This window comes from Marcopretia estuarina LEGE 06307 (assembly GCF_056633115.1).
The window spans coordinates 169,679-191,180 of record NZ_JBSJOY010000004.1 but is presented as its reverse complement, the minus strand read 5'-3'; the positions used below and the strand labels follow the sequence as shown (position 1 = coordinate 191,180).

Sequence of the window (21,502 nt, the reverse complement as noted above, 5' to 3'; positions counted from 1 at the left end):
CTCGGTGAGGGTGGGTGTGTCGTCAGCCGTGGCTGCGAGGGCCGACGGCGGCGGGGTCGCTGCTTTGCGGTCCCTGCTCCAGTCCACTGCTCTTGCCGACGCCGGCCAGGCGCGGCAACGGTTTGCCGTCGAGCAGGGAGATCGTGATCGCGGCCAGTTCCGCCGGGCTGCGCAGGCCCAGCGAGCGGCCGATCGGTTGGCCCTTGCGGTTGAACAGCTCCAGCTGTGGGATGCCGTTCACCTCAAAACGATCCAGCTCCGGGCCCCAGCGGGGATTGTCCACATTCAGCAGCACCACATTCAGCTTCCCGCGGTTCTGGCTTTCCACCGCCTCCATCGCTGGCGCCATCGTCCGGCACGACTCACACCAATCGGCGTAGAACTCCAGGATCGTGGGCCGTCCATTCGCCAGCGCCACCGGCAGCTCCAGCGACCGCCGCGCCAGCTGCTCCAGCGGCGCCTGAGGTTGCAGCCAGCCGCGCGCGAAGAACAGCACCAGTGCCAGCAGGGCGGCCAGGCCGGCCAGCACCATGCGTTCGCGGCGCCCCAGTGGTGGTGAGGAAATGGGGTCGATGGGCGGTTCGGTCATCGGGGCGTGGATGGCTCGCCTCGGGCTGGGGCACTCTGGCAGCTACGCGCTGCAGGCCGGGGCTGCCTGCGTCAGCATGGGGTTTCGCAGCGCCCTCCCCTCCGTTGAAGCGCCGCCTCACCCTTCACTTCCCTCGCCAGGCGGTGCATCAGCCGATCACCTACCGCCTGGCGGTGGATTTCGACATCGCCGCCAAGATCCTGCGCGCCCAGGTGGCCCCCAACCAGAGCGGCACCATGGTGGTGGAGCTCTCCGGCGACATCGACGAGCTCGACGCCGCCGAGCTGTGGCTGGAAAGCCTGGGCCTCTCGCTCGATCGCGCCCCCGGGGAGATCCGCATCGACCCGGCCCGCTGCGTCGACTGCGGCATCTGCTCCAGCGTCTGCCCCAGTGGCGCCCTTAGCAGTGCGCCACCCGATTGGCGGCTTAGCTTCGATGCCCAACGCTGCCTGGTCTGCGAACAGTGCATCCCCAGCTGTCCGCTCGAAGCGATCGCGCTGGTGCTGGAGCCCCGATGACGGCACCTCCCCACCGCCGCCGCCGGCCATGGTGAAGGCCCAACCGCGTAACGGCCCGGTGCGGGCACTGCTGCGGCTCACGCTGCTGCCCGTGCGTGCTCCGTTCCTGGTGGTGCTGCTGGCGGTGAGCGCCTACCTCGGCATGCAGTGGGTGCTGGTCTACCCGCACGAAGCGGTGTCACTCCTCGCCCTGCCGCGCCACCAGCAGCTGTTCTGGTCGGTGGAGTGCCTTCACTCGCTGATGGTGGTGGTGCTCTGCACCATGCCCGGCTACCTGCTGGCCCAGGTGTCGCGGCTGATGAACGCCAGCAAGGTGTTCACGCTGGTGTTCTCGCTGCTGGTGGTGAGCGTGCTCGCCATCTACATGATCGATCTGGGCCGCCTGGTGGCCGAGGTGATGATCCTCGGCTCCTCGGTGTTCCTGGCCCGCCTCGACCTCGCCCGCATCCGGGTGGTGCCCCCGCCGCCGCAGCTGGCCCTGGTGCTCAGCCTCTACGTGCTGGTGGGCATCGGCCTGGGCCGCTGGCTGTTCCTCGAGGGGATCTGGCGGCCGCTGCAGGTGTGAGTGAGCTGATCGAGGCTGCGGCCTTGCGGTGGATGCTCAGCAGCCTTGCTGTTGCGCCAGCGCCTGGTAGCTCCACACGTTGCCCAGCACCTTCTTCACGTAGAGGCGGGTTTCGGGGAACGGGATCGCCTCCACCCACAGTTCCGGCTCGCGGCTGAGCGAGAGGCTGGGGTCGGGCGGCTCCTCCAGCCAGGAGCCCACGGAGCCCTGGCCGGCGTTGTAGCTGGCGGCTGTCAGGAAGGGATTGCCGCTCCACTGGCGCAGCCGCTGGTTCAGGTAGCGGGCCCCCAGCGGCACGTTCACCTCCGGCTGGCGCAGCTGTTCATCCGATACCGGCGCCCCGGCCAGCTCCGCCGCCGTGGCCGGCATCAGCTGCAGCAGCCCCACGGCGCCGACCGGTGAGCGCACCCCCGGCGTGAAGCGCGATTCCTGCTTCGCCACCCCCAGCAGCAGGGCAGGGTCGAGCCGCTCCGCCGTGGCCGCCGCCCCGAAGATCGCGCCGAAACGCAACGGATGCAGCGCCTGCTCCAGCGGCAGGCTGGCGCGGCAGCTGGCGCCCACCCAGCGCAGGCTGGCCAGTTCCAGCTGCCCCAGGCTCGTCCAGTCGTCGCCCACGCCCTGGCGCAGGCGGCCCTCCACCGTGAGCTCCGCCGGCTGCTGGGGCGGCTGGTTGCGGCGCGCCGTGCGCCAACGCTCCCAGCTCTCCAGTGGCTGGTCCAGCCGCCACAGGCGGTTGAGGTTGCCGTTGCCGCTGCGCAGCGGCTGCCACGGGGGGGCGGGCGGCATGGTGTCCTCGCTGCTGCCGTTGCTGCGCAGGCCGAGCGGGGCATCCAGCCCCAGCCGCACCCGTGCCCGCCAGCCGTAGTAGCCCCAGGGGTTGCGCTCCAGCAGCTGGCTCCAGGAGCGGCGTGCGGCCGCCTGCTCGCCCAGTTCCTGCTGCGCGTAGCCCAGCCAGAACAGTTGTCGTGCCGCCAGCGGGCTGGGCAGTTGCTGCGGCTCCAGCGCCGAGAGCAGCACCGCCGCCGCCGCCCAGCGGCGCTTCAGCAGGGCCTCGCGCGCCAGCTCCCACTGCAGCTCCCAGCTGGCGGGATCGGTGGGCCAGCGGCCCAGCACCTGCTGCCAGCCCCTGCCGCTGGTGGTGGCGCGGCGGGCTGCCACCGGCGCGCTCTGCTGCAACGCCTGTGGCAACCGTGCCAGCCGCGCCAGGGTCGTCGGGCTGTCGTTGCCGCTCAGCAGGCGGGCGGCCTCCAGCGCTTGCGGTGCCGCCGGCCAGCGGCTGGCCAGGGCCAGCAGCCGCGCCTCGCCCGCCTGGTTCTGGGCCGCCGTGCCCTTCAGCAACGCCCGGCCGATCACCAGCTCTGTGGCCGCATCAGACGGCGCCCCCGCCAGGCAGGCCGTTGCTGCGGCGCCATCACCCAGGTCCCCCAGCCCCCGTGCCAGCACCCGCCGCTCGGCGGCGCTCAGTGGTGGCGCCTTCAGCTGGCAAGTCTGGCGCAGCAGCCCTTCAGCCCCTGGCCAGCGCGCGCCCCAGCGGGCCAGGTGCAGGGCGCCTGCCCGGCGCTGGGCCGGCCCCGGGCCCGCCTCGGCGGCGGCAGCGAGCGCGGCGGGGTGGGCGGGGAAACGGCGCCACAGCTGCGCGCGCAGGGCAGGGTCATTGCGGCCCAGCTCATAGAGCGCATCGGCGCTGGCGGGGTCGGCCGGGAAACGGCGCAGCAGCTCGCGCCAGCGGGCCGTGGCCAGCAGGGGTTGCCCGAGCTTGCCGGCCGCCAGTGCATCGAGCTTGAGCGCCACCGCGGCGAGCGGATCGCGCCCCCAGCCCTGGCCCTGCAGCAGCTGGCGCTGCCGGGCCGGCGTGGCCGCCGCCCGGGCCGTGAGCAGCAGGCTGGCCTCGCGGCGCCGCTCCGGGTCCAGGTCCCACTGCCGCGTGCGTTCCAGCGCCGCCGTGGCTGTGTCGGGGGTGGGCAGGGGCCGGGCGTTCAGCGCCTGGCGGCCCAGCACCAGCAGGGCCAGGCTCCCCAGCACGGTGAGCGCCAAGGTGCGTGGGCCGCGCGTCGGGGCAGCGGCCGTTGGCGGACTGGGCACAGGCGGCAGGGGTGGCGCTGACGCCGGCAAAGTCTTGGCATTCTGGAACCACGTCTCCGATCGCCATGGCGCTGCGGCCCTCCCTGCCTCCCTGGTTGACGACCCTGCCCGGTGCCCGACAGCGCCGCCGCGCCCTGGCCGTGACCGCCCTGGCGGCGGGGGTGTTCTTCCTCCGCCCCTTCTGGCCGCTGCGGGCGTTGCCCGGCTGGGTGGTGGGCGCTCTGCTGCTCTGGGCCGTGGCCGAACTGGTGCGCTGGGTGTGGTGGCCCCGTCGCAGCGTGTAGCTGGCGCCGCCTGGAGCGTCCGCCTGGAGGCCTGCTCCTAATCTGCGCCCAGCGATTGCGTGTTCATGGCGGAGCCGGCCCCCCTGCCCATCGGCCCGCCACTCAGTGCCGGTGGCACCTGGTTCGGCACCGACGGCATCCGCGGCCGCGTCGGCACCCATCTCACGCCCCTGCTGGCCCTGCAGGTGGGCTACTGGTGCGGCCAGGTGCTGCCGCCCGAGGGGGCGGTGCTGGTCGGCATGGATTCCCGCAGCAGCGGCCCGATGGTGGTGGCGGCGCTCACCGCCGGCCTCACGGCGGCCGGTCGGGAGGTGTGGGACCTCGGGCTCTGCCCCACCCCCGCCGTGCCCGGTGCGATCCGGCGTTGCGGTGCCGCCGGCGGGCTGATGGTGTCGGCCAGCCACAACCCGCCCCATGACAACGGCATCAAGGTGTTCGGCCCCAGCGGCGACAAGCTCGACCGGCAGCAGCAGGAGGTGATCGAAGCCGGCCTGCGCGGCCGTGCCACCGCCACGGCCAGCGCCTCCTCCGGTGTCTGCGGCGCCGTGCGGCAGCGGCCCGAGCTGCTGGCCGCCTACACCGACACCCTGCTGGCGAGCGTGGCGGGGCGCCGCCTGGACGGTTGCCCGATCGTGCTCGACCTCTGCTGGGGATCGGCCACCGCCTGCGGTGAAGCGGTGTTCCGCGCCCTCGGCGCCGATCTCACGGTGCTGCATGGCAACCCCGACGGCAGCCGCATCAACGTGGGCTGCGGCAGCACCCACCTGGAGCCGTTGCGGCAGGCGGTGCTGGCCCATGGCGCGGCGATGGGCTTCGCGTTCGATGGCGACGCCGACCGCATGCTGGCCGTGGACGGCCGCGGCCGGGTGGTGGACGGCGACCAGATCCTCTACCTCTGGGGCGGGGAGCTGCTGGCGGCCGGTGAGCTGCCAGGCAGCCGCCTGGTGGCCACGGTGATGTCCAACCTGGGCTTCGAGCGGGCCTGGCTAGCGCGTGGTGGTGTGCTCGATCGCACCCCTGTGGGTGATCAGCACGTGCATGCCGCCATGGCCGCCAGCGGCGCTGCCCTTGGCGGTGAGCAGTCGGGCCACATCCTCTCGGCCCATCACGGCATGAGCGGCGATGGCCTGCTCACGGCCTTGCAGGTGGCCACCCGCATCCACGCCGGTGCCGGCTCCCTGGCCGACTGGATGGACACCAGCTTCTCGCCCTATCCCCAGGTGCTGGTGAACGTGATCGTTCCCGACCGCCAGCGGCGTCAGCACTGGCAGGACAGCCTGCCCCTGCGCGAGGCGGTGGCGCAGGCGGAGGCCGCCATGGGCGGCGAAGGCCGGGTGCTGGTGCGGGCCAGCGGCACCGAACCGCTGCTGCGGGTGATGGTGGAAGCGGCTGAACCCGCCGCCGTTGATCACTGGTCGTCGCATCTGGCCGATCTGGCGGCCGCCGAGCTCAACGGCGTTTGATCAGAGACCAGCCAGCTGATCGGCGGCAAGGCTGAGGGCACCGTCGCAGGCATCGCCGGCGGCCTCCACCAGCGTGGCGCCCGGCAGGCGGGTGGCCAGCGCCCGCCGGTAGGCCGCGGCGAAGGTCGGCAGGTGGCGCAGGGCGCCGCCCTGGCCGCACACCCGCGGCTGCCCCAGCGCCAGCGCCGCCGCCACACCATGCACCAGCGCGGCGAGGGCGTCGGCGGAGCGCTGCAGCACAGCCAGCGCGTCTGCATCGCCCGCCGTCGCCAGCGCTTCCACGCAGGGGGCCAGCCGCGCGAAGCCGGCGGCCCCGAACGCCGGCGCCACCACCATTGCCTTCACCCGCTGGGCCGTCACCACCCCATCGCCCTCGGCGAGGGCCTGCCACAGCGCGGAGCGCAGCCCGGTGTCCGGCCGCCGGCCATCGGCCATCTCCAGCGCCAGCGCCAACGCGTCGCGGCCCAGATCGCAGGCGGAGCCGCCCTGGTCGAGCAGCCAGCCCCAGCCGCCGCAGCGATGCTCGCGGCCGCGGCCGTCGCGGCCCAGCGCGATGCAGCCGGTGCCGCTGATCACCACGATGCCGGCGCCGGCGGGGCCGTCGGCGCTGAAGGCGCCACGCAGGGCGGTGCGCTCATCGCCGGTGACCAGCACGCGCCCCGTCGGCAGCTGCAGGGCCGCCGCCGCCAGCGCCTGCCCCCGCTGCTGCACGCCGCTGCCGTGCTCGATGCCGCTGGCGCCCACGCCTGCGGCGGCCAGCCGGGGGGCACCCGGCCCCGCCAGCGGCGCCCCGACCATCCCAGCCGCGCTGATGGCCGCCTGCAGGCTGGTGCGCAGGGCGTCGCCGAAGCGCTCCTCGCCGCCGGCGGCCTCCAGATGGCTCACCCCCGGCCCCTGGCCCTCCGCCAGCACCCGCCAGCCGCCGCCGGGATCCACTGCCGCCAGGCGGCAGGTGGTGTGGGTCTGGCCGGCATCGAAGCCGGCCAGCAGGGCGGGCGGCTCGCCGCCATTGATGCGGAGGCCCTCAGCCATCCGCTCGGGCGGCGGCCGGCAGCGTTGACAGGGTGGCCAGGCAGAACCAACCGCTGAGCTGCACCTCCGGCCGGAAGAAAATCGTGTCGGTGACCCCCTGCACGGCCAGGCCGGCGATCACGGCCACTGCTGCCAGGGCCGGCAGGGCCTGGTGGCCGTTGGCGCGCACCTGGGTCAGCCCCAGCCGCACACTGGCCACCAGCAGCCCCAGCCCGGCCAGCAGGCCGGGGATGCCCCCCTCCACCGCCAGTTCCAGCGGGATCGAGTAGGCGCTGAGCGCGTTGAATTTGGGTTGCTGGTACAGCGGATAGATCAGGTTGAAGGCGCTGTTGCCCGGCCCGATGCCCAGCCAGGGGCGGTCCTTGATCATCTCGATCGCCGCCATCCACACGTTGATGCGGAAATTGTTGGAGCTGTCCTCCCGGCCGGCGCCCAGGCTCATCACCCGCACCCGCAGCGGCTCCACCTTGGCGATCGCCACCGCCAGCACCAGCCCCGCCAGCACCATCAGCAGCAGTGGAAACACGCGCCGCCAGAACAGCGGCCAGTGGCGGGTGAAGCGCAGCAGCAGCAGCACCGCCAGCACCCCGTAGGCGGCCACCAGGCCCAACCAGCCGCCGCGGCTGTAGGTGAGCACCAGGGCCGCACTGCCGAGCACGGCGGTGGTGAGCGCAAACAGCCGGGCGCTCAGTCGCTGCCAGCGCAGCAGCGCCACCACGGCGATCGGCAGGATCGGCAGCAGGTAGCCGGCCAGCAGGTTGGGGTTGTCGAGCGTGCTGTAGATCCGCACCGTTCCCTGCGCCACCGAATTGGGATCCGACCAGCGGGCCAGGGCGGAGGAATCGGCGTAGAGCTGGCGGATGCCGATCACGCTCACCAGCAGGCTGCCGCCCAGCAGGCAGGCCGTGATGCGGTCCCACCAGGGCGGCGCCGTGGCCAGCAGCTGCCGCATCAGCGCGTACACCCCGAGATAGCTCAGCAGCTTGATCAGCCCGTTGGCCGCCGCTGCAGGCACCGGCGAAAAGCCCGTGGCCAGCACCGACACGCCCAGCATCACCAGCAGCCAGCCGCTGATCGGCCCGATCCGCCCCGCCGGTGTGCACAGCGCCCACAGCAGCCACAGCAGCCCCGCCGCCGTGATCAGCAGGCTGAGGCCGGTGCGGGTCACCAGCGGCAGCCCGGCCATCAGCGCGCAGAGCACCAGGCCGGCCAGCAGCGGCAGGCGACGACCCAGTGGCCCGGCTGCCCAGCCCGCCAGCAGGCCCTGCCAGCGCAGCAGCCAGGGAACGGAGCCGCTGGCGGGGCCCAGGGCGGTGGGGGAGGTGGAAGACATTCAGGCGCCGGGCGTGGGCGGATTATGGGTGCGGCAGGCGGCTTGCTCCAGCCCCCCCGGATCGGGTGCGGCCGCGCCGTTGCGCCGGTACAGCACCCGGTACACCGGCAGCCCCAGTGACAGCACGTGCTGCTCCCGCTCGGTGGCCACCGGCAGCGGGTTCGTGGGGCGGTACGGCCGCGGGTCTTCGGCGGGCCGCTCGAAGCACCCGCTCGCCTCGGTGACCTGCACCATCGGCACGATCACCGCCTCCACATCGCTCTGCAGCAGCAGCTCGCCGCCGGGAGGCAAGGCCGCCGCCAGGGCCGCCACCAGCGCCGGCTGCAGCACCCGCCGCTTCTGGTGCCGTTTCTTGAACCAGGGATCGGGGAACTGCAGCGTGACCCGCTGCAGGCGGCCCGGCGGCAGCTGCGCCAGCCAGTCCAGCAGGCTCACATTGGCGTTGCAGAACAGAAAGCGCAGGTTGTCGAGCTGCAGGCTGCGGCGGTCGTGCTCGGCGGCCTCCACCAGCACCCGGCGGATCTCCACCCCAAGAAAGTTGGTGCCGGGCTGCAGCGGCGCCATCGCCAGCAGGAAGCGGCCCCGGGCGCTGCCGATGTCGAGATGGAGCGGCAGCTGGGGCTGGGCGAACAGCTCCAGCAACGGCGGCAACGGCCGCGGCTGCTGGTGCACCCGGCTGAGCGGGTTGACGTGCTGACGCACCAAGGCTCAGCCCTCGGCGCGGGCCGCCGCGGGGGGCACGCCGTCGTCGTCGTGGTTGGGCACCAGGAAGCCCCAGCTGGCCGTGTAGCCGTGCAGGTGGGTGGTGCCCGCCACCGGGCCGATCTCGCCGTTGCAGAAGGCCCCGGCGATGGGCACCTGCGGGAACTGCTCGCGGCACACGCTCACATCGCCATCGGGCTGGCCGTAGAGGCCTTCGCCGCGGCCCAGGCAGGCGAACAGGAGCGCCACCAGGGGCGCGTCGTCGGTACGGGCCTGGCGGCGCAGCAACTGCCGCAGTTCCTGGCGCGAGGCGGCCGCATCGCGCAGCTGGAACTGCACCTGCTGGCCCACCCGCAGTTTTTCCGCCACGGCCACGGCGCCGTTGCGCGGGTCGACGCCCAGCAGGTTGCGCACCAGGAAGGCGGTGGGCTCCGCCTGGCTGCTGTCACCGGGAAGGCTGAAGTTGCTGCGCGCCACGCCCAGGAACAGCGAATGGCGCACCTGCTCCCGTTCCGCCGGCGTGAGCGACTGCAGGATCCCCTGCAGGCAGTTGACCGGGCTGTTGGTCTGTGCGCCGGAGCTGAGCTGCAGCACCACGTTGCGCTCCGCCTGCTCGATCTCGAACACCGGCCCGATCGGCCGGCAGCCCTGGGCCACCACCGGATCCAGCCTCCAGGCGCCGCCGATCAGACAGCCCACCGCGCCGGTGAGCACGCGGCCGTCAAACAGCAGCGAGCCGTGTTCGGCGCTGTGGTGGCCGGCGATGCCGCCCACCTTGGCAGCTGACGGGTAGGCGTAATCCAGGCCACTGATCAGATCGTTGATCTTCTGGCAGGTGGGATCCACGAACAGGAGCATGGAGCGGGCCCGCTCCGGGTCGGCGCCCACCCAGTTGATCCAGTCGAGGTTGTCGCCATCGAGATCGGGCAGGGAGGCCGGATCCAGCTCGAACAGCTGCAGATCGGCCCCCGGCAGCCGCAGCAGGGTGACGCTCAACGCCGGCTGCTGCTCCAGTTCCCGCGCCTGCCCGCTGGCATCGGTGCCGACCACTCCACCGCCGGCGCAGCCGATCCAGTGGCGTGCATTCAGGCGGCTGCGCAGCAGCGGCAGCAGGCGTGGCAGGTCACTGGCGTAGCTGGTGGAGCAGAACACCAGGGCCAGATCGTTGGCGCCACGGTTGCCGAGGGCCTTCGCCACTTCCTCGACAGCGGCTTCCAGGGACGGCTGACGGGACAGGGCCGTCTGGCACGAGGCCGGCGCTTCACCGCGTTTGAGCCAGGAGGGCAGGGAAAGCGCAGCCATGGACTGGACCCTACTGCCGGAGCACGACTACGGATAATGGCGCTTCCCGTACCGCCCCTGTGCCAGATCTGCTTTATCGGACCCTGGTCTGGCTGGATTACCGCCTGGCGGTGGTGTTCGCCCTCGGGCTTCCGCTCGTTCTGCTGGTGTGGGCCGTCGCGCGGCGGGAAGGCGCTCTGGTGCGTCTGCTCTCCATTTACTGGAAGGTGGCCAGCTTGCTGGGCATCTCCGTGCTGCTGCTGATCGATGCCCGCCCGCTGGGTTACGTGCTGGCGCTGGTGGCCGAGGTGCTGGTGGTGGTGGCGGTGTGGTTCTGGGTGGATCTCAACGAGGAACTCGACGACCTGCCCCCCTGGCGGCCCCTGCCGCTCACCGTGCGGGCCTGGCGCTGGGCGCTCACCGTCTACGGCGTTACGGCAGCGATGCTGAGCGTCACGGCGCTCACCTGCCTGGTGGGTGGGGTGAACCGGCCGGTGTGCCAGGTGTGGCTGGAGGCGCCCCGGCAGCTGCACGCCGTGGCCGTGCGGGTGTTCGGCTTCGTGTTCGGCGGGCAGCTCACCCCAGGGCTGACGGCCTTCTTCGGCTATCTGGCGCTGGCCTTCTACGCGGTGGGGATGCTGCAGTGGCTGCTGGTGCGGCTGCCCCGCTTCGGCCGGGTGGCGGGCGGTTTCTGATGGGGCCGGGCCCGTCGTCACTGCTGCAGCGCCTTGAGCAGATCAGCCGCGAGCACCCCGACCGCGTCCTGCGCCTGCGCGGGCAGCTGCCCCTGGCGCTGGAGGCCGCTGAGGTGGAGGCTGCTGCTGCTCAAACCTCTGCCTGGGAGCCCTTTGAACTGCTGATTTTTCGCGGTTTCTCGAGCAGCGTCACCCACCCCACCGCCTACGACCCCGACCAGAGCGCCCTACCGCCCGGTGCCGTGCTCGGTAGCGCCGAACTGCTGGCCGGCCCGCTCGATCCCAGCAACGAACAGGTGCTGGTGGCGGCCTGTGCGTTGGACGGTTTCCTCGACCCGGCGGCCTGGGCGTGAGCCGAGCAGGCAGCCCGCCGCCGCACGGCGCTGCCGCAGGGCATCTGCCTCACGGGCCACGGCTGCCCCGGCGGGGGTGAAGTAGCGGAAACGAGCCTGATCGGTATACAGCAGGGGCCAGCGGCTCTGCACCTGCCGCTCGGCCTCCTGCCGGCAGGCCCGCAGGGCACCGAAATCGATCGCCGGGGCCTCGGCTGTGCCAGCCCCGGCGGCCTTGGACGTCCCGGCCACTGGAGGCACCACTCCCGGCGCCTCAGCCGGCGCCTCCAGGTCGGGGCAGATCTCGCGGCGGGTGCGCGACAGCAAGGCCGTTTCCGCCGCCAGTGCCTGGCGCAGGACCTGCTCCAGCGCGGCCCGGAGCGCCTCGCAGTGGGCAGTGGGCCCAGCACCACCAGCGCCTGCTGCGCTGCCGGTGCCGCCGGCGATCACCAAGCCCAGACCCAGGCCAATACCCAGCCCCAGACCCAGGCCACGCCCGCTCAAGGCAGGCGCACCGCGCCGCCGCTCACCACGATCCCGCCGGTGGGCGGAACCGTCACCCGCAGCTGGCTGGGCCGGCCCATGGCCTCACCCTGGCGGATCTGCAGCGTGGTGGGCACGGGGACCAGGCCAGCGGCGCGCAGGTACCCGCCGAGTGCGGCAGCGGCCGAGCCGGTGGCCGGATCCTCCACTACCCCGCACACCGGAGCGGGGTTGCGGCTGTGGAACAGCTGGCGGTCCTGGCGCCACACCAGCTGCAGGGTGAGCAGGTCTTCGCGCAGCATCAGCGCCTTGAGGGGTTCGAAGGCGTAGTGGAGCTGGGCCAGGCGTTCGGCCGTGGCGGCGGCCAGCACCAGGTGCCAGGCGCCTGCGTAGGCCTTCACCGCTGGCAGGGCCGGGTCGAGCTCCGCCGCCTGCCAGCCCAGGGCCTCGAGTGCCCCGGCCACCAGGGCCTCAGAGGCAGGCGCCTGGCGGGGTTCCACCGAGGTGAGCGACGCCTGCAGCAGGCCCTCCCGCTCCTCCACCTGCACCGGCACCGCCCCCACCGGGGTCTGAAACACGAAGCTCCGGCCGGCTCCGGTGTCCGCCAGCAGCACGGCCGCCGCGATCGTGGCGTGGCCGCAGAAGGGCACCTCCCCCACCGGGCTGAAGTAGCGCACCTGCCACTGGTCGCCGTGGTCTGGTGTGAGGAACGCGGTTTCCGAATACCCCACCGCCGTGGCGAGGCGTTGCATCGCCTCCACCTGCGGCAACGTCTCGCCCATCCAGACCCCGGCCGGATTGCCACCATCGGCGCGGTCGGTGAAGGCGGCCAGGCGGTGCAGCTGGGAGGGCAGTGTGGAGGAAAGGCTCAACGGATCGCGGCCCCCTCGCCAAGCGAAGCGCCGCCACCAGGGAAGGCATCGGCTGGCGGCAGGTTCAGCTCCGCGGCGGTTGCCGCCGCCCGCAGCCGCACGGTGTAACCCATGTTGGAACCGATGCCGGTGCCGCGGTAGGTGCCCGACACCGGTGCGGCCAGCTGGTGGTCGGGGGCGGCGGCGATCGCCACATGGCCGTCGGCCACGGCCAGACCGAGGCTCGGGTCGTAGGCACGCCAGCCTCCGCCGGGCAAGTACACCTCCGCCCAGGCATGCAGCTCCTGCTCGCTCACCTCCGGGGGGTGGTGCATCGAGTAGCCGCTCACGAAGCGCGCCGCCAGCCCCTGGCTGCGGCAGGCCTCCACGAACAGCATCGCCGTGTCACGGCAGGCACCGCAGCGGCTGGTGAGGCAGTCGCTGGCGGGCAGCGGTTCACCGTCAGGCCGGCCCACGTGATGGAAGGTGAGGTGGATGGTGTCGGTGAGCTGGGTGAGGAAATCGAGCGTGTGGTGCTGGGCACCGGCGGCCAGCTCGGCCGCCCAGCTGCGCACCGGCTCCGCCACGGCTCCGCCGCAGCTGGGGGCCAGCGAGGCGGCTTCCCCCGGTTGATAGTGCGCCGGCAGGTGCTGAGCGCCGGCATCGGTGACGATCCAGGCGAACGGGTTGTCGCGCAGGGTCTCCACCACCGACTCCACCTCGATCACCAGCGACTGCCGCTTCTCCCCGAACCACAGCACCACGGCATCACTGCCGTCGGGCTCCACGATGCTCGCCTGGCCCAGGGGGGGCTCCACGATGCGCAGGCTGTGACGCAGCAGACGTTGGCTCGCGTCCTGCCGCGGTGTCAGCCGCAGCGTCATCGGCTCAAGGAAGACCGGATGGTCGTAGCTGTAATCGAGGCGATGGCGGATGTGAAACAGCATCAGTCGGGGGAGTTCGGCCTCGGCGCCGGCTGGTGCAAGGGGGTTTCACCATCGTGCCTCCCGTAGGTTGAGCCGCCGGATCGCTTGGCATTCGCTGACACATGCGTTTGGCTGTGCCGCGCACCAACGGCCTGCCAGCCGCCTCCTTAATGTGTCGTCATGAACAAGTCGCTTCCCCGATCCCTGGCCGGGCCTGAGCCGGCCGGTCCTGAAGCCGACCCCGACGGCGCCCTGTCCACGCGCATCGACGAGCCCTGGGCTTCAGGGCAGCGCAAGCGCTATCTGCGCAGCCTGGCGCCGATCGAACGAGCCGACAACACCTGAGCAGCCAGGCCCCTTCCCCGCGCGCTGCCGGTGACCGGCACCACGGAACTGGGCACCACACACACGCCAACACAACAACTGGCGACGCCGCACACGCGACCACCCGGTCCAGCCCATCGCCGTGACGGTCGACACAACCGACTGTGGTGCCACAAACCCTGACGGGTGCTTCGGCTTGGTGGCCTTAACGGAACCTCAACCCTGGGCCTCTACAACAGTTCTGCGCCTTCAAGAGCCCCCTGGCGATGGGACTGACGGAAGAAGAACAGGCGATCGTGATGGCCGCCCGGCGGTACGGAATGATCAACGAGCACCAGCGGGTGCACTATCTCTGCGGTAACCGATGCATCCTGTGGGCGCTGGGACTGGTCCCGCTCACCCTGGGCTTCTCGTTGATCCTGTGCCCGCTCGTTTGGGTGGCGCAGCACGATAGGACCGGTCGGTCAATTGATCGGCTGCGCCAGCAACTGGCTGCAACACCCTTCGCCCAGGGTTGATCGCTCAGGGCCGACGATCAGTCTTCGTCGGTGTCGTCGCCGCCGACAGGCACGAGGCGGATCTGCTTGCGGCCCAGCTTCAGTTCGAACTCATCGCCGGGTTTGAGATCGAGCAGACCGGTGTAGGCCTTGCCCACCAGCAGGTTGCCATTGCCTTGCACGGTGGCCACGAAGCTGAGTTTGCGGCCGCCCTTGCTGACCGGTGAGCCCGCGCCATTGCCGAGGCTCACGCCTTTGGCTTCCAGCAGAGCTTCGTAGAAGGCCGTGAAGTTGAGCCGCTCGGTGCCGTCCTTCTTGGTGCTGAGATAACCGCAGCTGCGGACGAGCTCAGACTTGGAGGCATCGCCAAGCTCCTTGACTTTGGCCAGCAAATCAGATCCAGTGAGCATGTTCGGATGCGCCTGAAGACGTCTTCAACATAGCAATCGAAGGGTATGCCTCTGCAAGTGGGTGGCCAATTCAAGCTGCGATCCAGCGGCAACATCGTATGACCGAGCCCGAAAATGGAGCGTCTTCGCTTAGCTGGTCCCTGGCGACACTGGGCATGATGGCTCTGGACGAGGGCTCAGTTCCCTGCTATAGACAGGATCCTGGGTGCCGCAGAGGATGTCCCAGAACGTGAAATAAAGACCGAAGTGAACGCTGTGCCTGCGGTGGTGGAGCGAATGATGCTGGGGGCCGATCACCCAGCGTCCCAGCCAGTGGTGCGGAAATGAACCGGGCAGGCGATCGAGGCCGAGGTGGTTCACCACCGCCCACACGCTCATGGTGGTGAGCACCGCCAGCAGGGTCACCACATGGAGGGGCACCACGAACACGATCGCCACGAGGAACACCGCCTGGACCGCCGCTTCGGCCGGATCGAAAGCGAAGGAGGTCCAGGGTGTAGGGCACGGCGATCGGTGATGACCCTGATGCCAGCGCGCGAACAGGGCAGGGTGATGGAACAACCGATGGGTGGCGAAAAAATAACCGTCCTGCAGGATCAGCACGGCGCCATAGCTGAACGCGGCATAGAGCAGGCCACGCATGCTGGTGCCGTCGTATAGCAGGGTGAAGCCATGGTTGTAGGCCGTCATCATCGCGGCGGTGGCCAGTGCGAAGATCGCCGCCGACATCATCGAGAGCCGGATGTCATGGCCGATCCAGCGGCGCGAGGGGCGGCGGCCGATCGCCGGAGGCTGCGACGAAGCCGCTGCGGCCATGATCGCCGCGGCGCCCGTCGGCTCCGATCGGTACAACAGCAGATGGGAGATTCCGGCCACGAGGAAGTAGCGCAGCACGATCACCGCGAAGAACACCACCACGTAGAAGCCGAACCCGTGGCTCTGCATGCCTGACCGCCATTCCCTTCACCGTATGGGCGCTGGCCGATTCCTCCAGGGTGGGTTTCCCCCTGGCACGCTCCCGGCTGTCCCCCCAACCCGCCAAGGTTCTGTTCGCAATGCCACACCGGCGGTGGTCGGCACAGGACGGCTGGCGCTCCTGGCCGTGGCTGGAAGCGCCGTGCTGGTCCTGACCGTCACCACCGTCACCACCGCCGGCGAAGTGCTCACCGTTTCGGCGACCGCCTCCCTCACCGCCGCCTTCCGGGAGCGGGCACACGACTTCGCCCTCGCGGACCGCGACCGGCTGCAGAACGCCGTCAAGCCTGGGAATCCCCTGCACCGGGTTCCGCCAGCTGTTGCGTGATCAGCCACTAGTCCTCAGCCATCAGCCTTTCCAGCCCGCCAGCCGCGAGGCGGCCTGGGAGCGTGCCAGGGCGCGGGCGGCCGGCAGGGCCGGCTCCAGCCGCAGGGAGGTGAACGGTGGCAGGTAACGGCTACGCAGCCAGGCCCCCCAGCGGAACTCATGGAAGGGAATCAGGGGGGCCGCCTCGATCACCCCCTCCCGCTTCAGCTTCCACACCAGGCTGCGGTAGGGGTCGTCGTGCAGGTCCAGCAGGCTGCTGGGCAGCCGCTCCGGCGGCAAGGGGCCCTGGCCGCGGCCGTCGAACAGATACAGCCAGCCCAGCGCCTGCAGCTCCCGCAGCACCGAGGGTCGGTCGCTGTGGTCGAGCTGACGCACCACGTAGCCGTAGGCGGTGGCCCCGGGGTCCACATCCAGCAGGCCGCGCAGGCGGTGGTGCCTGTCCACCATCCAGAGGCCGCCAGCGGCGCTGCGCGCCAGCGGCACCGGCTTCTTCCGCAGGTAGTTGCGCCGCTGCTTGTCGGGTTCGCCCCGGAAGTCGGCGCGCCGGTGCAGCACCTCCGCCATGCCGATGCACATCTGGGTGGGCTGCAGCTCCGCCACCGGCACTTCGATCAGTGCCTCGGCCTCGGGCGGCGGCGGCAGGGGCTCGAAGGGTTGCTGCAGCTGGGACATGAACGGGAGGGGTGTGTCCGGAGGAGGGTGCGGTCAGGCGCTGCCGGCGTGGCCGGCGGAGACAGCTTGGCTTGCGGGCGGGAGTTGCTCTCTACACGATTTGATCTGTTGTTTCGTTCATGAACAGCCCGTTCGCGCGGAGAATGTTCCATTCCTCTCTGATCTTGACAGGCTCTTAACCATTCCATTACACGCCTGGTCATCTGGCGCTGCTAACTATCAGGAGTCTTTCAATCGGCTGCTCCAATGACCTTCGCGAAGAAGGCCCTGGTTTTTGGTTCTCTTGCTGTTCTTGGCGTCGGTGCGGCGGCCACAGCACAGACCGCACTGAATGGAGCTGGCGCCACATTCCCGGCCCCGTTCTACCAACGTGCCTTCGCTGATCTCGCCGCTGGTGGTGGCACCAGGGTCAATTATCAGTCGGTTGGTTCGGGCGCAGGTGTGCGCCAATTCATCGCTGGCACCGTTGATTTCGGTGCCACCGATGAGCCGATCAGCGCCGCTGATGCTGCCAAGGTGAGCCGTGGCGTGGTGCAGTTCCCCACCGTGGGCGGCACGATCGCGATTGCCTTCAACCAGCCCGGTTGCAACCTCAAGCTCACCCAGCGGCAGGCTGCCGATATCTTCCTGGGCGTGATCAACGATTGGAAGCAACTGGGTTGCAAGCCCGGCCGGATTTCCGTGGTTCACCGCTCCGACGGCTCCGGCACCACCTTCGCGTTCACCAACTCCCTGTCCTCCTTCTCGCCGGCCTGGAAGAGCCGCGTGGGTGAAGGCAAAGCCGTCAAGTGGCCCGTCGGTGTGGGCGGCAAGGGCAACGAAGGCGTGGCTGGCATCATCCAGAACACCCCCGGCTCGATCGGCTACCTCAACCAGGCCTTCGTGAAGGGCCGGATCCGCGCGGCTGCCGTCCAGAACAAGGCGGGCAAGTTCGTGCTCCCCAACCTCAAGAGTGGCGCCGCCGCCCTCAACAACATCAAGCTGAACTCCATGCTGGCGGGTGAAGAGCCCAACCCGGCCGGCGCTGACAGCTACCCCATCGCCACCCTCACCTGGGTGCTGGCGTACCGCAAGGGCAATGGCGCCAAGGCCAGCTCGATCCGTGCGGCCATGACCCATCTGCTCAGCCCTGCCGCCCAGGGCAAGGCTGACGACCTCGGATATGTGCCCCTGCGCGGCGCCATTCTCAACAGCGCCCGCAAGGCCATCGCCAACATCGGCTCCTGATCCTCAGATTCAGGCGTTCGCAAGCGGGAAGGCTCATCTCGGTCTTCCCCAACCGCAAGGGGGGCTTCGGCCCCCCTTTCTTTTTGAGGGGCGTTGATCTTGGTCTTGAACTTGTCTTGACCCGCAGCCTCTTTGAAACATTGCGTCCGATTGGGGGCGGCCCAGCGCCTGTGCCTTGCTCGCCGCCCGGGGCCTTAGCCGCTGCTTAACCGACTGCTTATCCGGCCTTTGCCTCGTTGTCGGTAGTCCTCCATACGCTCAATGGTGTCCCCGGGTGATGGCCATGGTTTCGACACCTTTCCGTGATGCCGGCCGCAGCGGCGCCATTCGAGACATCCTCGAAACCAGCTATCGCAACCGCAACCTGCTGCACGTCACCGCCGGAAGCGGTGTGCCGTTGATCAAGAACAGCATCTGGCTGGTGGTGCGCGGCATGGTGAAACTTGAGGCCGTCACCATGCACGGCGATGCACTGCTGCTCGGCCTGGCCGGCCCCAACGAACCCTTCGGCGAGCCGCTCACCAATGTGCAGGCCTATGGCGCCTACACGATCTGCGATTCCGATCTGCTCTGCCTCTCCTGCGCTGAGATCGAGCAGTCCCCCCATCTCGCCATGGCGATGATGCAGGCCCTGGTGTCGCGCTACCGCCAGGCCGAAACCATGCTGTCGCTGCTGGGGCTGCGGCGCGTTGAAGAACGGGTGCGCGGCTTCCTGGAATTGCTGGCTCAGGATTATGGCCAGGCCTGCGACACCGGCCTGCGGCTGAACCTGCGGCTCACCCATCAGGAACTGGCCAGCGCCCTCTCCACCACCCGCGTCACCGTCACCCGCGTGCTGGGCGTGCTGCGTGAAGAGGGCTGGCTGCAGATCGATGGGCAGCGCCATCTGGTGATCAGCCATCTGCCCAAGCGCCGATGAGCCGGCAGGAGCCTGGCCTAGCTTCAGCCCAGGATGCCCCCTGGGCCGGAACCCCCATGCCACGGCTGCTGATCGTCGATGACGATGAAGGCATCAGAACCACCCTTCAAGAGGCACTCCGCCATGAAGGTTTCGATGTGGTGTGTGCCTCCAACGGCCGTCAGGCGATCAACCAGATCGATGCCCGCCAGCAGGCGTCGAGCGGTGGCTTTGATCTGGTGGTGCTGGACCTGATGCTGCCTGGTGTGGGCGGCCTGGATGTGTGCCGCCATCTGCGCCGCAGCGATGCCCACACACCGATCCTGATGGTGAGCGCCCGTGACACCGAAACCGATCGGGTGCTTGGCCTTGAGCTCGGCGCCGACGATTACCTGGTCAAGCCGTTCGGGCTGCGTGAACTCGTGGCCCGCTGCCGCGCCCTGCTACGCCGCTCCCAGGGCCCGTCCGAGCGCTTTCCGGTGCGCCCCGCCATCAGCCATGCGGGTCTCACCCTCTATCCCGATGAGTTCCGTGTCACCCGCGAGGGGGTGAATGTGAACCTTTCGCCGAAGGAATACCGCCTGCTGGAGTTCTTCATGCAGAACCCCGGCCGGGTCTGGAACCGCAACCAGCTCATTGATGAGGTCTGGGGCACCGACTACGTGGTGGACACCAAGACCGTGGACGTGCACATCCGCTGGCTGCGGGAAAAGCTGGAGGCCAACCCCTCCGCTCCCGAACACATCCTCACAGTGCGAGGCTTCGGCTACCGCTTCGGTTGAGGGCTGTGTTCCCGTGAGGTCTCTGCTCACCCTGGCCTTCGGCGTGCTGATCGGCTGGGGCCTGGCCCGGGCGGCCGCCAGTTGGCGGCGCCGTTCGCTTCAGGCCCGTGCGCAGGCGGTACCCCCGCTCAGCCGCTCCCAGTTGCTCGCCTGGCTGACTGCGGCGCCGCACGGCTGGCTGGCCCTCGATCGGGCCAGCACCATCCAGGCGATCAACACCAAGGCTGAGTATCTGCTGCAGCTGCCCGCCGATTCGCTGTTGCGTGGCGAAGAGCTCAGCCAGCTGGTTCATTCACCCGAGCTGGAGGAGGCAGTCCAGCGCTCCCGCCGGCTGGAGCGGGCCCAGCGGGTGGAGTGGAGCCTCGGGGCCGAGCCGCTGGAAGCCACCCTCCTGCCCGGAGAGGACGGCTGGATGGCGGTGTGGCTCAGCAGCCGCCGCTCGCTCGAATCCCAGCTTGATCAACAGAGCCGCTGGGTGAGTGATGTGGCCCATGAGCTCAAGACGCCCCTCACGGCCCTGCTGCTGGTGGGCGACAGCCTGGCCGCCCAGGCCACCCGTTCCAACGTCGTGCTGATCGAGCGGCTGCAACGTGAGCTGGAGCGGTTGCGGGAGCTGGTGGGGGACCTGCTGGAGTTGTCGCGGCTGGAGAACAGCCTCCCCGGCGATGACGAGCGCTACCGCTGCCTCGACCTGCGCGACCTGCTGGCAGAGGCCTGGAGCAGCCTGCGCCCCCTGGCCGACCAGCGCGCCGTGAGCCTCGATCTGGCGGCCTGCCCAAGCGCGCCGCTGCGGGGGGATGGGAGCCGCCTGCACCGGGCTCTGCTCAACCTGCTCGATAACGCCCTGCGCTACACCCCCGACGGCACCGCGATTGACGTGGAAATAAGCGGCACGGGGCAGTGGTGGGAGCTCACGGTGCGCGATCGCGGCTGTGGGTTCAGCGACACCGACCTCAAGCATCTGTTCGAGCGCTTCTACCGCGGTGATCCCTCCCGGGTGCGCAGCCGCCGCTCCGGCAGCGGCCTGGGCCTGGCGATCGTGCAGCAGATTGCCCTCACCCACGGCGGTCGGGTGGAGGCTCGCAACCATCCAGCCGGTGGTGCCCTGGTGGAGCTGGTGCTGCCGCGGGGCGAGTCGCCCCTTCCTTCGGTTTCCCCGTAAGGTGAGGGCTCACCATTGCCAGTAGGGCGTCGGATCAGGGGATGACACAAGCTCTGGCCCTCCCGCCTGAACAGCATGCCGCCTCTGCCAGCACGGCTCCTGTGCGGCAGTCGGTGCCGAAGATGTATCTCGACCCGCCGGAGCCGTGGAATCCCACGGTGGGTCTGTTTCTGGCGGGCTACGCCCTGGCCGGGCTCTGTATCTGGGGCTGGTTCGTGGGCAACTGGTCGTTGCCGGTGCTGCTGCTGCTCGGTTTCCTTGCGCTCCACCTGGAGGGCACGGTGATCCACGATGCCTGCCACAACGCCGCCCATCCCAACCGCTTCTGGAATGCGGTGATGGGCCACGGCGCGGCGCTGCTGCTGGGCTTCAGCTTTCCGGTGTTCACGCGGGTGCACCTTCAGCACCACGCCCATGTGAACGATCCCAAGCGCGACCCCGACCACATCGTGTCCACGTTCGGGCCGCTGTGGTTGATTGCACCGCGCTTCTTCTACCACGAAGTGTTCTTCTTCCGCCATCGCCTCTGGCGGCGCTGGGAGTTGCTCGAGTGGGGTCTGGCCCGGGCCCTGTTCTTCACGATCGTGGCTGCTTCAATCCGCTTCAACTTCCTGCCGTTCGTGCTCAACGTCTGGTTCGCTTCGGCGCTGATGGTGGGTGTCACACTGGGCCTCTTCTTCGACTATCTGCCTCACCGCCCCTTCCTTTCGCGCAACCGCTGGCAGAACGCCCGGGTGTATCCCAGTCGCGTGATGAACTGGCTGATCATGGGCCAGAACTATCACCTGGTTCACCATCTCTGGCCCTCGATTCCCTGGTTCGAGTATCAGGACGCCTACCGCGCCACCCAGGATCTGCTCGAATCCAAAGGCTCACCGCAGCGGCTGGGGTTGTTTGAAACCCGCCACGACGGCATCAATTTCCTCTACGACATCTTCTGCGGCATCCGCAGCCACAAGCGCCGCCGCAGTCGCCTGCGCCCGATCGCCGCGCTCTTCCCCAGCCCCCGTGCCCGCCGTCATGTGCTGGCGCTGCTGCACCGCACCGCCGTTTCCCCTGTGCCCCGCTCCACGGTGAGCTGAGCGAAAGAA

The 21,502-nt window shown here is 70.0% G+C and carries 25 protein-coding genes; 14 read left to right on the top strand and 11 right to left on the bottom strand.

The features are described from left to right. Window positions 1-22: 22 nt before the first annotated feature. A complete protein-coding gene (locus ACWJI3_RS10700; RefSeq protein WP_480203661.1) occupies window positions 23-589 on the bottom strand; it encodes a thioredoxin domain-containing protein in 567 nt (188 codons plus the stop codon). Between the two features lie 104 nt (window positions 590-693). Here ACWJI3_RS10700 and ACWJI3_RS10695 point away from each other — a divergent pair, with 104 nt between their 5' ends. Next, window positions 694-1,107 (top strand): NIL domain-containing protein, encoded by a 414-nt coding sequence (locus tag ACWJI3_RS10695; RefSeq protein ID WP_094513552.1) that lies wholly within the window; start codon window positions 694-696, stop codon window positions 1,105-1,107. A 28-nt stretch (window positions 1,108-1,135) separates the two neighbouring features. Further along, window positions 1,136-1,672, top strand: coding sequence for a hypothetical protein (locus ACWJI3_RS10690; RefSeq protein WP_255141658.1), 537 nt, complete (start codon window positions 1,136-1,138; stop codon window positions 1,670-1,672). A gap of 36 nt (window positions 1,673-1,708) precedes the next feature. Here ACWJI3_RS10690 and ACWJI3_RS10685 read toward each other — a convergent pair whose 3' ends face one another. After that, the gene (locus ACWJI3_RS10685; RefSeq protein ID WP_480203660.1) at window positions 1,709-3,706 is read right to left on the bottom strand and encodes a lytic transglycosylase domain-containing protein; all 1,998 of its coding nucleotides are present in this window, start codon (window positions 3,704-3,706) and stop codon (window positions 1,709-1,711) included. Window positions 3,707-3,819: 113 nt separating this feature from the next. Between ACWJI3_RS10685 and ACWJI3_RS10680 the strand changes: the two genes are divergently transcribed. Both ACWJI3_RS10680 and glmM read left to right on the top strand, forming a co-directional pair. Beyond that, window positions 3,820-4,038, top strand: a complete 219-nt coding sequence (locus ACWJI3_RS10680) for a hypothetical protein (protein ID WP_094514987.1) — start codon at window positions 3,820-3,822, stop codon at window positions 4,036-4,038. A gap of 65 nt (window positions 4,039-4,103) precedes the next feature. Further along, the gene (gene glmM / locus ACWJI3_RS10675; protein WP_255100653.1) at window positions 4,104-5,501 is read left to right on the top strand and encodes a phosphoglucosamine mutase; all 1,398 of its coding nucleotides are present in this window, start codon (window positions 4,104-4,106) and stop codon (window positions 5,499-5,501) included. Here the strand turns inward: glmM and ACWJI3_RS10670 are convergent, their stop codons facing one another. The 4 genes from ACWJI3_RS10670 to ACWJI3_RS10655 are packed head-to-tail and all read right to left on the bottom strand — an operon-like array spanning window position 5,502 to window position 9,870. Then, complete coding sequence (locus ACWJI3_RS10670; RefSeq protein WP_480203659.1) at window positions 5,502-6,533, bottom strand: BadF/BadG/BcrA/BcrD ATPase family protein; 1,032 nt, start codon at window positions 6,531-6,533, stop codon at window positions 5,502-5,504. After that, window positions 6,526-7,866: an IctB family putative bicarbonate transporter gene (locus ACWJI3_RS10665; protein WP_480203658.1), complete on the bottom strand. Its 1,341-nt coding sequence runs from the start codon at window positions 7,864-7,866 to the stop codon at window positions 6,526-6,528. Before ACWJI3_RS10665 ends, ACWJI3_RS10670 begins: the two co-directional genes overlap by 8 nt. Further along, window positions 7,867-8,568 (bottom strand): tRNA (guanosine(46)-N7)-methyltransferase TrmB, encoded by a 702-nt coding sequence (trmB, locus tag ACWJI3_RS10660; RefSeq protein ID WP_255141617.1) that lies wholly within the window; start codon window positions 8,566-8,568, stop codon window positions 7,867-7,869. Between the two features lie 6 nt (window positions 8,569-8,574). Then, window positions 8,575-9,870, bottom strand: coding sequence for an FIST signal transduction protein (locus tag ACWJI3_RS10655; RefSeq protein ID WP_480203657.1), 1,296 nt, complete (start codon window positions 9,868-9,870; stop codon window positions 8,575-8,577). 59 nt (window positions 9,871-9,929) lie between these two features. On the opposite strand from ACWJI3_RS10655, the gene ACWJI3_RS10650 reads away from it, so the two are divergent. Next, the gene (locus tag ACWJI3_RS10650) at window positions 9,930-10,544 is read left to right on the top strand and encodes a DUF3177 family protein (RefSeq protein ID WP_480203656.1); all 615 of its coding nucleotides are present in this window, start codon (window positions 9,930-9,932) and stop codon (window positions 10,542-10,544) included. Beyond that, entirely contained in the window at window positions 10,544-10,897 is a 354-nt protein-coding gene (locus tag ACWJI3_RS10645) for a DUF7734 family protein (RefSeq protein WP_480203655.1), read from the top strand. Before ACWJI3_RS10650 ends, ACWJI3_RS10645 begins: the two co-directional genes overlap by 1 nt. 479 nt (window positions 10,898-11,376) lie before the next feature. Here the strand turns inward: ACWJI3_RS10645 and ACWJI3_RS10640 are convergent, their stop codons facing one another. Together ACWJI3_RS10640 and ACWJI3_RS10635 are read right to left on the bottom strand one after the other, a co-directional pair. Then, on the bottom strand, window positions 11,377-12,231 hold the full coding sequence (locus ACWJI3_RS10640; protein ID WP_480203654.1) for a PhzF family phenazine biosynthesis protein: 855 nt from the start codon (window positions 12,229-12,231) through the stop codon (window positions 11,377-11,379). Then, window positions 12,228-13,157 (bottom strand): transglutaminase family protein, encoded by a 930-nt coding sequence (locus ACWJI3_RS10635; protein WP_094514970.1) that lies wholly within the window; start codon window positions 13,155-13,157, stop codon window positions 12,228-12,230. Before ACWJI3_RS10635 ends, ACWJI3_RS10640 begins: the two co-directional genes overlap by 4 nt. Window positions 13,158-13,316: 159 nt before the next feature. Here ACWJI3_RS10635 and ACWJI3_RS10630 point away from each other — a divergent pair, with 159 nt between their 5' ends. After that, a complete protein-coding gene (locus ACWJI3_RS10630; protein WP_255100659.1) occupies window positions 13,317-13,481 on the top strand; it encodes a hypothetical protein in 165 nt (54 codons plus the stop codon). Between the two features lie 245 nt (window positions 13,482-13,726). Beyond that, on the top strand, window positions 13,727-13,978 hold the full coding sequence (locus ACWJI3_RS10625; RefSeq protein WP_094514966.1) for a hypothetical protein: 252 nt from the start codon (window positions 13,727-13,729) through the stop codon (window positions 13,976-13,978). A gap of 17 nt (window positions 13,979-13,995) precedes the next feature. Here ACWJI3_RS10625 and ACWJI3_RS10620 read toward each other — a convergent pair whose 3' ends face one another. Next, entirely contained in the window at window positions 13,996-14,367 is a 372-nt protein-coding gene (locus ACWJI3_RS10620; RefSeq protein WP_094514962.1) for an AbrB family transcriptional regulator, read from the bottom strand. Window positions 14,368-14,496: 129 nt separating this feature from the next. Beyond that, complete coding sequence (locus ACWJI3_RS10615) at window positions 14,497-15,312, bottom strand: sterol desaturase family protein (protein ID WP_480203653.1); 816 nt, start codon at window positions 15,310-15,312, stop codon at window positions 14,497-14,499. Window positions 15,313-15,436: 124 nt separating this feature from the next. Here ACWJI3_RS10615 and ACWJI3_RS10610 point away from each other — a divergent pair, with 124 nt between their 5' ends. Then, window positions 15,437-15,670: a hypothetical protein gene (locus tag ACWJI3_RS10610; protein WP_480203652.1), complete on the top strand. Its 234-nt coding sequence runs from the start codon at window positions 15,437-15,439 to the stop codon at window positions 15,668-15,670. A 21-nt stretch (window positions 15,671-15,691) separates the two neighbouring features. Here ACWJI3_RS10610 and ACWJI3_RS10605 read toward each other — a convergent pair whose 3' ends face one another. After that, window positions 15,692-16,342, bottom strand: a complete 651-nt coding sequence (locus ACWJI3_RS10605) for a ParB-like protein (protein ID WP_094514953.1) — start codon at window positions 16,340-16,342, stop codon at window positions 15,692-15,694. Window positions 16,343-16,588: 246 nt separating this feature from the next. Between ACWJI3_RS10605 and pstS the strand changes: the two genes are divergently transcribed. From pstS to crtR, 5 genes are all read left to right on the top strand, one after another. Continuing rightward, on the top strand, window positions 16,589-17,569 hold the full coding sequence (pstS, locus tag ACWJI3_RS10600) for a phosphate ABC transporter substrate-binding protein PstS (RefSeq protein ID WP_480203651.1): 981 nt from the start codon (window positions 16,589-16,591) through the stop codon (window positions 17,567-17,569). A 283-nt stretch (window positions 17,570-17,852) separates the two neighbouring features. Further along, on the top strand, window positions 17,853-18,488 hold the full coding sequence (gene ptrA, locus ACWJI3_RS10595; RefSeq protein ID WP_094514993.1) for a Crp/Fnr family transcriptional regulator PtrA: 636 nt from the start codon (window positions 17,853-17,855) through the stop codon (window positions 18,486-18,488). 56 nt (window positions 18,489-18,544) lie between these two features. Beyond that, on the top strand, window positions 18,545-19,249 hold the full coding sequence (locus tag ACWJI3_RS10590; RefSeq protein ID WP_255100663.1) for a response regulator transcription factor: 705 nt from the start codon (window positions 18,545-18,547) through the stop codon (window positions 19,247-19,249). A 13-nt stretch (window positions 19,250-19,262) separates the two neighbouring features. Beyond that, the gene (locus tag ACWJI3_RS10585) at window positions 19,263-20,411 is read left to right on the top strand and encodes a sensor histidine kinase (protein WP_480203650.1); all 1,149 of its coding nucleotides are present in this window, start codon (window positions 19,263-19,265) and stop codon (window positions 20,409-20,411) included. 41 nt (window positions 20,412-20,452) lie between these two features. After that, a complete protein-coding gene (gene crtR, locus ACWJI3_RS10580) occupies window positions 20,453-21,493 on the top strand; it encodes a beta-carotene hydroxylase (protein ID WP_094514934.1) in 1,041 nt (346 codons plus the stop codon). The last annotated feature ends 9 nt before the right edge of the window (window positions 21,494-21,502 follow it).